An 11,714-nucleotide genomic window follows, 5' to 3' on the forward strand; every position below is an offset into this window, starting at 1 on the left:
GGCCCAGAAGGCCGAAAACACACAGAGCCTGTCCCGCATGTACGACGGGACAGGCTCTGCTTCTGAGCGCCGGGCAGGCCTTGCACCTGCATCTCCCCGCAGGAAGCGGGGCGTCTTTCCTTGGACCACCAACGCGCGACCGGAGACCAGCAGTTCTGGCGACCAGCTCAAGATCAAGCATAGCGGATGCGCGACGGCCGGCAGACACGGGCGACCGCGCGAAGCGGTCAGTTCTCTGCCGGGTTCACGTCCGTCACTTTGCCCCTGGTATCGGTCTGCAGGTATCCAGTACGGCTGTACTTGTCCGAGAGGTAGACGGACAGCCCGAACGAAGGGTTGAAGGCGTTGGGCTGGCGGACCAGCACATAGCGGGTCTCGGGATTCTTGACGTTCAGCTTCTTCTCCGCCTCTGCCAAGAGAGCGGGGACCCTGTCCCAGTTGAAGTCTTCGGCGGCGAAAGGCTTGTAGCCGCTGATCAGTGTGCCGTCGATGATGCCCTTCTTCGCGCCCGTGCCCGGACGGTAGTCGTACGACTCGTATGCGGTGTCACTGCCGTTGACCATCACCTGGGCCAGCACGTAGTCGTCGTAGACGGAGAAGCTGCCGAACCTCTTCCGGCCGCTCTCCTTCTCCAACGCCTTGATGGCGATGCGGATGTTGGCGGGGGTGAGCATGCTCCCCGTCGCGGTCTCCTGCGAATCCGAGCCGGCGGAGGGTGAGCCCGATGTAGGCGTCGAGACGGACGTGGGTGTCGAGGACGACGTGGACGCCGACGGGCCTCCCGTGTTCAGGTCGGCGGAGCCGCCGTCCAGGGGCAGCAGCCACCACAGCAGGGCTACGGCGCCGATGAGCGAGGTTCCCGACAGGCTCAGCAGCAAGGGGCGGCCCGGGGTGCGTCGCCGTGGCGCTCGGGTGGGGGCGGTCACCGATTGAGGTGCCGTCGGTGGTGTCGGCCCTGGGATCGGGTTGACCGGTGGATGGCCGAATGCGGCGGGACTGGCAGGTGCGCCGGGGTACCAAGGCCCCGTGGGCGCGGACGGTGCGGGCAGCGGGTAGGAGGTGGGTTGGTCGCGCGGGGGCGTCGGGTCGATCGTCGGCTCCGACTCGATCACGGCGAGTCTGCGGTCCAGGACGGCGGCGGATGCGCGCGCTGCGGGGTCCCGTACCAGCACGCTCATCAGGACGTCACCGAGGAGGCCGGCGCGTACCGGTGGCGGCACGTCCTCGTGGAGGACTGCGGCGAGGGTGGCCAGGGTGCTGCCCCGGCGCAGCGGGTGGTGGCCCTCCACCGCGTTGTAGAGCATCATCGCCAGGGACCACAGGTCGGACGCGGGTCCGCCCTCGTGGCCCGAGATGCGTTCCGGCGCCATGAAGTCGGGGGTGCCGATCATGGAGCCGGTGGCGGTGAGGCTGGTCGTCTCACGGATCGCGGCGATGCCGAAGTCGGTGAGGACGGGGCGCCCGTCCGGCCGTAGCAGCACATTGGCGGGCTTGACGTCCCGGTGCTGGATTCCGGCGTCGTGCGCGGCGGTCAGTGCGGCCAGTACCCCGCGGCCGATCCGTGCCGCCTCGGCCGGGGGCATCGGCCCCTGGGCCAGCCGGTCGGCGAGCGAGCCGCCGCTGACCAGCTCCATCACGATCCACGGGTAGGTGCCCTCGCCGCCGTCGACGATGTGGTGGATGGTGACGACGTTGGGATGGTCGATGCGGGCCAGGGCCCTGGCTTCGCGCAGCACGCGCTCACGCAGCATGCGTGCGGCCTCGGGGTCGTACTCGGCGAGGTCGCGGTCCGGCGGGCGGACCTCCTTGATCGCCACCAGTCTGTGCAGGACCAGGTCTCTGGCCCGCCAGACCATTCCCATCCCGCCGCCGCCGAGGCGGCCCTCCAACTCGAAGCGCCCGTCGACAACTCGTCTGCCGGGACCTCCGTCTGCCTCGTTCATGGGCGGGAGCTTAGTTGGAGCCACCGACATCGTTCGACGGCCCCCGAGGCGCCGGTCCGGTGCTGTGCGATCAGCGTGCCCAACGGCCTCCGGACGGGCCCCGTTGGCCTCTCAGCCGAACCGCAGGATGCGCGGGGCGAAGGCGCCCTCGGGACCGTCGGCGCGGCCGACCGACCACACCGTCGACGTGCCCGGCACCGGTGCCAGCCGTAGCGTCCTGGAGTCTCCCTCCCCGGCCACCGCCGGTTCGCTGTACTCGGTGAACGACTGTCCGTTCCAGGCGAGGAAGTCCGGTCCGGGGACCCACGGTGGCGTGCTGCCCGGCGGGCCCCACTTCTGCGAGCGGGCCACCGCGACCCAGCCCAGCTCGCCGGACGTGGTGGGCGCCAGTGACGTGATGCCGCCGAAGTCGGTGGGCACGGTCACGTGGCTCCACTCGTGTCCGTCGAAGCGGACGAGCAGCGGCGGGATCGGCCGGCCCACCGGACCTCCGACGAACCCGGCCGTGCCGCCCGCCCACACCTCCGTGGGCGAGACCGCCAGCACGCTGCCCACGGCCGAGCGCGGGAACCCGTCCACGACGGTCTGTTCCCACGTCTGCCCGTCCCAGTGCGACACCGCCGCACCCGAGACGGTCTCGCCCGCGGCCCAGACGTTGTCGGCCGCCAGGATGTGCAGGCCGTACACGGCCCCCGAGGGCGCCGGCACGTCCAGCCAACCGCGGCCGTCCCAGCGCAGCAGTACCTGGGCGCCGTCCCGTGAGCCGATCAGCCAGGTCTCGCCGCCACCGGAGACGACTCGGGTCAGCAGGACCCCGCGCGGCGACCGGGTCTCGCGCCAGGCAGTACCGTCGTAGCGCAGCAGGTGCGCGCCGCCGGCCGAGTCGCGGCCGACCGCCCAGACGGTGGTGGGTGAGGTCGCGGCGACGGACAGCAGTTCTCCCTGCCAGCCGATCCCGGGCAGGTTCTGGCGCTGCCAGGTTGTTCCGTCCCAGCGCAGCACCAGCGGGAAGCCCGGCGCCTCGCGGCCGACGGCGTCGGCACCGACCACCCAGGCCTGGTCCGGCCCGAGTGCCACGGCCTCGTTGAGTCCGGTCTGTGGGTGTACCTGTGCCGGGACGGGAACGTGTTGCCAGGACTGGGTGCCCGCCGCGGCCGTGGTCATGAAGGTGATGATGGTCAGGGCGACGGCGAGGGCCGCGACGAGAAGTCTGCGTGCCATGGTCAGCCTCCCAGCCGCTCGCTCATCAGGTTCGGTTTGGAGCCGTAGATCTCGACGGTCCCGAAGGACAGCAGTGAGGACCCGACCCTCGTCAGTTCACGCGGTTTGACGTCGATCGCGTTCGTGCGCTCCGGACCGTAGGAGAAGGTGGTGCGGGTGCCGTCCACCCGTGCGTACTTCGACTGGAACGCACGGTCGCTGCGCACCGGCAGCCACAGGGCGCCGTCCGGGCCGCGCGTCATGCCCTCGGTGTACGTGTCGCCCAGCGAGGGGTAAGTGGTCCGCCAGGAACGCCCGTTGAAGGTCATCAGGTAGGTGCGGGGCACGCCGTCGATGTACTGGCTGCCGCCGATCGTGGCCCGGCCGGACGGTTCGAGCAGGATCGTGTGCACGTTGCTGTTCGGCGGCAGCGGCACCTCGGCGTCCCGCCACACCGTGCCGTCCCAACGCAGCACGGTGGTCCCGGTGTTGGTGTTCGCCCAGGCCCAGGCGTCGGTGGCCGTACGCGCGGTGACGCCCATCAGGTAGATCACGCCGTCCGGGGTGGACTGCGTGGTCCAACGGGAGCCGTCGTAGTGCAACACCTTCAGCCCGGTGTCGTCTTCACCGACGACCCACGCGGCACCCGGTACGGCGGTGAAGTCCTGGTAGGTCCACAGGGTCTGCGGCAGCGGTACGGCACTCCATCCTGACGTCGACCGGCGCAGGATCTCCCCCGCCCCCGCGCGGTTGTGGAAGATCCACACCTCGTCGCCGACGAACTGCACCTTGCCGAGCCAGCCCAGCTCGTCGGCGCCGGGGAAGGTGGTGTCCCGGTTCCATGCCGTGCCGTCCCAGCGGTACAGCATCGGCCGCAGTCCGTCGGCGGCGTGCTCGTACCCGGTGGCCCATGCCTCGCCCGCCCCGCGGGCGGCGAGATCGGACACGGTCACCGGCGGGGCCGCCGCCGGCACCGGCAGCGCCGACCAGCTCGGTTTCGCAGCAGCGGCGGGCGGCGCGGCCGTGGCCGGTGACACGACCGTGGCGCACGCGATCACAAGGCAGACGATGACTGTGCGGAGACCGTTCACGAGACCCCCCAGTACGCGACGGTCGCACACGGTATTGGCGTTCACGCACCGGGAACAGACGGCATTCGGCCATCACGGTTCCCTCTGGAGGACGTCCGTGTCGCGGGGCTTCTGGAGTCACGAGCAGGGTTTCGTCGGGCGGGGTCCTCCTTCCTGCGCGCCGTGCCGAGTTGCAAGCGTTTTCACTCCAAGGTCGCGCGGACGGTCGGGAGATGACGACCGACCTGAACTCCATAGATGGAGTCATGCGTTTTTCCTTGACGCGTACGCATCACGATGCTTCCATCGCCACCGTGTAAACGCTTCAACTCCGGACGGCCCGTTGGCGATCGATCGACGCGAAGGTCACGCCGACGAGGCGGTCACGAGCGCGGCCGAGTCAGGTCCGATGGACCGCACCACGAACACAACCGCGAGCAACCCAAGGAGACCGTCGTGCACTTAACGCATCGGTGGCGAGCCGCCCACCGGCTCCCCGTCACCGTCTCAGCGGTCCTGGCCGTCTGCGCCACACTGGCCGCCGCCCCGGGAAGCGTCGCCTCGCCCGACCCGGCCGCGGCCGGGGATGTGACGATCCAGGCCGCGCGCGTGATGGAGAACCTCGGACGCGGGGTCGTGGCGGTGCGCTCCGGCAGCAGCCAAGTCCTGGTCTCCTGGCGGCTGCTGGGCCTGGACCCGCAGGGCATCGGCTTCAATGTGTACCGGTCCACCGGTGGCGGCGCGTACGCCAAGGTCAACACCGCCGTCCTGACGGGTGGGACCAACTACACGGATTCCACGGCCGACTTGACGCGGTCCAACAGCTATCGCGTGGCCGCGGTCGTGGGTGGTCAGGAACAGGCGCCCAGCGCAGCCTTCACTTTGACGGCCAATCATGCGACGGAACCCGTGGTCCGTGTGCCGCTGCGCTCCGGTGGTCCGGTGAAGTTCGTCTGGGTCGGCGACCTCGACGGCGACGGCGAGTACGACTACCTGGTGGACCGGCAGACCTCGCCCCAGAAGCTCGAGGCGTACAGCAGTGCCGGCGACTTCCTCTGGGACGTCGACATGGGGCCGAACAGCCAGAACCAGGACAACATCGAACCGGGGTCGTCCGCGATCGACGTAGGCCACTGGGACGGCGTCACGGTCTACGACTTCGACAGCGACGGCCGAGCGGAGGTCGCCCTCAAGATCGCCGACGGTGTCAGGTTCGGCGACGGAGCGACCTGGACGCACGCGGACGACGCGCGGCAGTTCATGGCCATCCTCGACGGCCGGACCGGAGCACTGCGCAACTGGTCCGCGGTACCCACCACTTACCTGAGCGACGGCCCGATGGGGGCGCGTCTGGGCGTGGCGTACCTCAACGGCACCACGCCGAGTCTGGTCGCCTACATGAAGAACCGGCGCGACGACGGCGCGTTCAACCTGATGATGGCCGCCTGGAAATTCACCGGCAGTGCGCTCAGGCAGGAATGGACGTGGCTGCGCGGCAGCCAGAACACACCCGACGGACACAACAGCCGCGCCCTCGACGTCAACGGCGACGGGACCGACGAGGTCGCCGAGATCGGGTTCGTCCTCAACGGCGACGGCACCCTGCGCTACTCCATGGGCCCCCAGGGCATCGTCCACGGAGACCGCTTCCACATCGCCGACATGGACCCCGGCCGCCCGGGCCTCGAGGGCTACGGCGTCCAGCAGGACAACCCCAGCGGCCTCCTCGAGTACTACTACGACGCCTCGACCGGCTCCATCATCTGGAAGCACAACGGCGGCCCCGCCGACGTCGGGCGCGGCATGGCCGCCGACGTCGACTCACGCTTTCCCGGCATGGAGGTCTGGTCCTTCTCGGGCCTGTACAACGCCCCCTCCAACCAGCTCACCGAACCGAACACCTCCCTACGGCCGTGGCCGCAACTGGGACTGTGGTGGGACGGCGACCTCACCACGGAGCTCCTCAACGACGGCAAGATCGAAAAATGGAACCCGCTCAACCCGGCGTCGACCGGCAGCCTCCCGCGCCTGGTCAGCACCTGGAACTACGGCGCCGTCACAGCCGCCCAGGGCGGCCCCACCCTCGTCGGTGACATCCTCGGCGACTGGCGCGAGGAGGCCGTCTACACCAACGCCTCCTACAACGAACTGATCATCTTCACCACGAACCAACCGACCACCACCCGCCTCTACACACCGGCCCACAACCCCGCCTACCGCAACGCCATGACCTTCAAGGGCTACATGCAGTCCCACCACGTCGACTACTTCCTCGGAGCCGGCATGTCCGCGGCGCCTCGGCCGAATATCGCCTATGCGGGTAGCGCTGCCGCGGGCGCGGCGGAAGCACGGGGCAGCGCGAACGGCTCGGGCGGCTAGAAACTGGTCTCCTTGAAGGGGCGGCCGGTTGATCGGAGACGGCTGGGCTGCCCGGTGAGGCATCGCTGGTGCGGCGATGCGGCACGGGACCGGATCGGCCTGCTGATGCCGCCTGATCCGGTTCGCGGAGGCTGGTGGTTCGACCACCGCTCTCGAAGTAACTTGGGGTGGGGTGCTGCGTAGGGCCAGTGCGCGCCTCACCCGCGCTGATGGCTGCCTGCCGCCGCGCTTGTCGGCCGGTGTGCGTGGGCGCTGTCACGCGGTTGGACACTCAACCCTGCCTACAGGTCCATGGCGGCATCGTCCCGTTCCCCGATGTCTGCGCTGGAGTTGAGCGGGGCCTCAATGAGGTCTCGCAGTTGTTCAGCATCCACACCGGCCCCCTCGGCTCGGCCGGGTTGTGACACCAACACGTTTTCCAGCCGTGGTGGTGAACTTTGGAGGCACGAACAGGGACGTTCTCCCTGCGTTTATGGACGGTCGGCTGTCAGCGCCGGCACGGTCTTGGGTCGCGCCTGAACGGCCCTGAACGGCCTCAATGAGACGGACGGTGGGGCCATGCTCGGTAGCCTCTCCGCTTTTGAAGGGGAAACCACGGCGCTGGTCCGCAAGGGATCATGACGGATCGTTGTCAACGGCACGGTCTACCGCCGGCGGCTGCGGGGCAGGCCGACGCACCTTCAAGGGCTGGCCTGGTCGCCGTGCACGAATCTGGCACACAGCCTCTGCGTCCCGAACTACAGGCGGGGCGGTTGCTGAGGTCTGCTGTGCCGCTGAACTGGCAGGCGAGGTTGGCCGCTGCGGCCGTCACGTGATCTTGGACGGACCTATGAGCTTGAACCGTCCGCTGGAGTGCAGCAGCAACAAGACTGCGACGCCTGTCAGTGCTCTGAGGAAGGGGCTGCCGCTGGACTGGCGTGCTACCCGGCTGATCCCCCTCCAAGGCTCGAACCCGCGCGACACTGCCGCACCACGCGTATAGCCGCGACGCCACAGATCATCAGGAAGAGCAATGCGCCTCCGCCCGACATCACCGCCAGTACGGCTGCCCCGCCACCCCCGACATCATCTTCACGGCCGACGACTTGTGGATCGTCCGCCAGGTACCGGACGGTCAGTGTGCTGCCGACAGAGCTCTTGCCGCCGCCGCTGCCTACCGGAAGATCCGCCACCACAGTCCGTCCATCGGCCTCGAACTTGACCCGGCATTGGCCCGCCATGCACGAGCCGCTCGTATGCAACGTCGCACGAGCCTGCTCGCCGTCTCGGAGAGAGCGTAGATGCTGGGCCGCCGGAAGCATCACCAGCGCCGACAGCGCAGCCAGCAGCAGCGCGAGCACCAGCGACGCCAGTAGGGACGCGCGAGGCCCCAAGCCGCCGTTCTGCTGGTACGCATTGGAGGCACCCGCGTTCGATATACCGTTCAGGACTGTCACCGCCCCTTCCAGTTGGCGTCGAGGCGGTGCGCCACGTCTCGCACGTGGAGTGCACCTCGTAGCCGTGTTGGGAAACAGAGTAGAAATTCTGCCGAGGTGGCGTCAGGTACTGATTCGGCACATCGGACACGGCCTGGCTGCCTGCTGTCGGCAACGAAGGTCGGCTGAGCGACTTTGGCCGGGACGCCGCATCGCCTCCGGGATCGTTCAGCGCGGCGTGATCCCGGCCGGCGTGACCGCCACCCCGCTCGCACACCGACCCTGATCTTCTGCCCGGAGCCGGGTCGCGAGGGCATTGTCAGTGGTGGCAGGCAGGATGATGGGCATGACGACACCCGTTGCACAGATCGTGGATGCCGCCGCCTACGCGCAGGCGGTCGAGGATGCGGTGAAGGCCGCGGCCGCCTACTACGAGGGCGGCACCTCAGCCCTGGACGACGACACCTACGACCGGTTGGTGCGCGGTATCGCGGCGTGGGAGGCCGAGCATCCCGATGAGGTGCTGTCCGACTCTCCGACGGGCAAGGTGGCCGGCGGGGCCGTGGAGGGGGATGTTCCGCACACGGTGGCGATGCTGAGTCTGGACAACGTGTTCTCGCCGGAGGAGTTCACCACCTGGACCGCCTCGCTGGCCCGGCGCATCGGCCACGACGTCACCTGCTTCAGTGTCGAGCCGAAGCTCGACGGGCTGGCGATCGCCGCACGCTATACCCACGGCCGTCTGAGACAGCTGATCACGCGCGGGGACGGCACCGCCGGGGAGGACGTCTCGCACGCGATCGGCACCATCGAGGGGCTCCCGGAGGAGCTGTCCGAGCCGGTCACCGTGGAGGTGCGCGGCGAGGTCCTCATGACCACGGCGCAGTTCGAGCACGCCAACGAGGTGCGCACCGCGCACGGCGGGCAGCCGTTCGCCAATCCGCGCAATGCCGCGGCGGGCACTCTGCGCGCCAAGGAGCGTGCCTACACCGTGCCGATGACCTTCTTCGGTTACGGCCTGCTCCCCCTGCCCGACACCCCACCGGCATTGGCGGAACAACTCGGCGAGAGCGCCCACAGCGGCCTGATGGCACAGGCCGGCGGGCTCGGCGTGAACACCACTGCGACGACCGCCGTGCCCGGCAGCACCGCCGACACCGTCGAGGAGGTCCTGGCGCGGGTGCAGGAGATCGCGGCACTGCGTGCGGAGCTGCCCTTCGGGATCGACGGGGTCGTCATCAAGGCCGACCTGGCCATCGACCAGCAGACCGCCGGATCCGGGACACGCGCCCCGCGCTGGGCGATCGCCTACAAGCTCCCCGCCGTGGAGAAGGTCACCCGGCTGCTCGAAGTCGAGTGGAACGTGGGCCGCACCGGCATCATCGCGCCCCGCGCGGTCCTGCAACCGGTGGAGATCGACGGCTCGACCATCACCTACGCCACCCTGCACAACCCCGCCGACATCACCCGCCGCGACCTGCGCCTGGGCGACCACGTCATGGTCTACCGCGCCGGCGACGTCATCCCCCGCATCGAAGCCCCCGTCGCCCACCTGCGCACCGGCGACGAACAGCCGATCGTCTTCCCCGAAGTGTGCCCGCGCTGCGGCTCCGCCATCGACACCAGCGAACAGCGCTGGCGCTGCGAGAACGGCCGCAACTGCCACCTGGTCGCATCCCTGTCCTACGCCGCCGGCCGCGACCAACTCGACATCGAAGGCCTCGGCCACACCCGCGTCGTCCAGCTCGTCGACGCCGGCCTGGTCGCCGACCTCGCCGACCTGTTCACCCTCACCCGAGACCAACTCCTGGCCCTGGAACGGATGGGCGACACCAGCACCGACAACCTCCTTGCCGCGCTGGCCACGGCCAAGAACCAGCCGCTGTCGCGTGTGCTCTGCGCGCTCGGAGTACGCGGCACCGGCCGGTCCATGTCCCGCCGTATCGCCCGCTACTTCGCCACCATGGACAACATCCGGGCCGCCGACGCCGAAGCGATGCAGCGGGTCGACGGCATCGGCACCGAGAAGGCCCCCTCCATCGTCGCCGAACTCGCCGAACTCGCCCCGCTCATCGACAAACTCGCCGCGGCCGGGGTGAACATGACCGAACCGGGCGCCACCCCGCCCGTCCCGGCGGACGACAACACCGCGGACACCGACGGTGAAGCGCAAGGAGCGGAACTGCCGCTGGCAGGGATGGCCGTCGTGGTCACCGGCTCCATGACCGGCGCACTGGAGAAGCTCTCCCGCAACGAGATGAACGAACTCATCGAACGCGCCGGCGGCCGTGCCTCCTCCAGCGTCTCCAAGAAGACCACCCTGGTCGTCGCCGGAGACGGCGCCGGCTCCAAGCGAGCCAAAGCCGAAGACCTCGGCATCCGCCTGGCCACCCCGGACGAATTCGCCACGCTCATCGCCGACTTCCTCAACTGACCGACACCTGGAGCCGCGGCCGACCTCCCCCCTCCAGCCGCGGCGCCGCCCACTGTCGGCAACACCACCAGCCACGTCCCTCCTCACGTCCAAAGCGCCTCTGGTGAGCGGCAAGGGAAGCTGCGAGATACAGGGCGTTCTGCCGGGGCCGGGCCTGCACCAGGTGCCGTCATACCGGCGTGTCAGAGGCACCAAGTAGCCTCGGGAACCATGGGCATTGAGATCGACGTAGTGGTGGGTTACCCGATCAACGATGAGGTGGAGCGGGTGCTCGGGTTGGCCGAGGCGGTCGATGAGCCCATCACTGTCACGTTCATGTGGGAGGGGCGGGAAAAGGCGGAACGCGCGGTGCTGGTGCCCGCGGCCACGTTGGCGCTCTGGGAGCACTGGGCCCCCACGGCGTACCCGACGAGTGGCACTGGGGAAGTGGACCAGGTTGTGGCGGAGGAGCCGGAACTGGCCCACCCGGCGGAGTTCGGCGCGTTCACTCTCTTTCGTCGTCGCGTGGGCGGGCGCACGGCGGTTGCCCGTAAAGGCGTGGTGGTCGCCGAGCTCCTGGACCCCGACGAGGCGCACTGGCTCCAGGAGAAGGCCCGTAATGTCCGCCAAGGGTTCATGGATCCGAAGCAGAAAGCGGCGTTCGAGGAGTTCCTGGCCCGACAGGCATCCCTCGATGATCAGTGAGGCGCCCTCGCCCTCGAACGCGGTCCGGCGGGAGCCGGGTGCGATCCTGCCGGTATGAACGATCTCGGTGACGCGCACCTACGTACCTGGACGCTGCGCTTGATGACTCTCCTCGCAGCCGACACCCAGGATCAGCTTGCCTGGATGGGCGAACGTGAGCTGGAGACGGAGGACATCGTCGAAGAGGTGGAGCTCCTCTGCCGCGTCTCCGAAGGGCTGGCAGAGCGCGGAGTCTTCGAACCCCAGGAGCTGCTGGATCTTCGGGCCGTCGGCCGTCGCCTCGGCAAGATCGATGCCACCTGCCGCACCGGCCTCTGGGCCGACGCCCTGGGCACAGATGCGGCGACAGATCCTGCGTGGGGCGAGATACGTCTTCTCGCCCGCCAGTTCCTCCTCACGGCGCTGGGCGACTGGCGTCAGCCGATGCCACGTCCCGTGCACCCGCACACAGGCCACCACTGAGTGACACATGGGCGAACAGATGAAACGAACACTTGTTCCCCATCGCGGCTGAAGGCGACCGCCGTGATGCCCGGGGCCCGGACCAGCGGGCCGCTGGGCGTCCGCTGGTAAAATGGGGGCACGCTTC

The 11,714-nt window shown here is 69.1% G+C and carries 8 protein-coding genes; 4 read left to right on the forward strand and 4 right to left on the reverse strand.

Annotation, left to right across the window (positions count from 1 at the left end):
* Positions 1-227 precede the first annotated feature (227 nt).
* The 3 genes from QF037_RS05125 to QF037_RS05135 all read right to left on the reverse strand — a co-directional run bounded on the left by QF037_RS05125 (position 228) and on the right by QF037_RS05135 (position 4,234).
* On the reverse strand, positions 228-1,943 hold the full coding sequence (locus QF037_RS05125) for a serine/threonine-protein kinase (protein WP_307022255.1): 1,716 nt from the start codon (positions 1,941-1,943) through the stop codon (positions 228-230).
* A gap of 111 nt (positions 1,944-2,054) precedes the next feature.
* On the reverse strand, positions 2,055-3,164 hold the full coding sequence (locus tag QF037_RS05130) for a hypothetical protein (RefSeq protein WP_307022257.1): 1,110 nt from the start codon (positions 3,162-3,164) through the stop codon (positions 2,055-2,057).
* A gap of 2 nt (positions 3,165-3,166) precedes the next feature.
* Complete coding sequence (locus QF037_RS05135; RefSeq protein ID WP_307022259.1) at positions 3,167-4,234, reverse strand: hypothetical protein; 1,068 nt, start codon at positions 4,232-4,234, stop codon at positions 3,167-3,169.
* 435 nt (positions 4,235-4,669) lie between these two features.
* On the opposite strand from QF037_RS05135, the gene QF037_RS05140 reads away from it, so the two are divergent.
* On the forward strand, positions 4,670-6,592 hold the full coding sequence (locus QF037_RS05140) for a rhamnogalacturonan lyase family protein (protein ID WP_307022261.1): 1,923 nt from the start codon (positions 4,670-4,672) through the stop codon (positions 6,590-6,592).
* 920 nt (positions 6,593-7,512) lie between these two features.
* Here the strand turns inward: QF037_RS05140 and QF037_RS05145 are convergent.
* Entirely contained in the window at positions 7,513-8,028 is a 516-nt protein-coding gene (locus tag QF037_RS05145; protein WP_307022264.1) for a DUF3592 domain-containing protein, read from the reverse strand.
* Between the two features lie 325 nt (positions 8,029-8,353).
* Between QF037_RS05145 and ligA the strand changes: the two genes are divergently transcribed.
* The 3 genes from ligA (at position 8,354) to QF037_RS05160 (ending at position 11,587) form a co-directional block, all read left to right on the forward strand.
* Positions 8,354-10,441, forward strand: a complete 2,088-nt coding sequence (gene ligA / locus QF037_RS05150; protein WP_307022266.1) for an NAD-dependent DNA ligase LigA — start codon at positions 8,354-8,356, stop codon at positions 10,439-10,441.
* A 210-nt stretch (positions 10,442-10,651) separates the two neighbouring features.
* Positions 10,652-11,125 (forward strand): hypothetical protein, encoded by a 474-nt coding sequence (locus QF037_RS05155; protein ID WP_307022268.1) that lies wholly within the window; start codon positions 10,652-10,654, stop codon positions 11,123-11,125.
* A gap of 102 nt (positions 11,126-11,227) precedes the next feature.
* Complete coding sequence (locus QF037_RS05160; RefSeq protein ID WP_307022271.1) at positions 11,228-11,587, forward strand: hypothetical protein; 360 nt, start codon at positions 11,228-11,230, stop codon at positions 11,585-11,587.
* The last annotated feature ends 127 nt before the right edge of the window (positions 11,588-11,714 follow it).

The organism is Streptomyces canus (assembly GCF_030815415.1).
In the GTDB taxonomy this organism is placed as follows: Bacteria; Actinomycetota; Actinomycetes; order Streptomycetales; family Streptomycetaceae; genus Streptomyces; species Streptomyces canus_F.

Coding starts and splice junctions, on each gene's coding strand:
- QF037_RS05125 (WP_307022255.1), bottom strand. CDS start 1,943: ATGAACGAGGCAGACGGAGGTCCCGGCAGACGAGTTGTCGACGGGCGC.
- QF037_RS05130 (WP_307022257.1), bottom strand. CDS start 3,164: ATGGCACGCAGACTTCTCGTCGCGGCCCTCGCCGTCGCCCTGACCATC.
- ligA (WP_307022266.1), top strand. CDS start 8,354: ATGACGACACCCGTTGCACAGATCGTGGATGCCGCCGCCTACGCGCAG.
- QF037_RS05155 (WP_307022268.1), top strand. CDS start 10,652: ATGGGCATTGAGATCGACGTAGTGGTGGGTTACCCGATCAACGATGAG.
- QF037_RS05160 (WP_307022271.1), top strand. CDS start 11,228: ATGACTCTCCTCGCAGCCGACACCCAGGATCAGCTTGCCTGGATGGGC.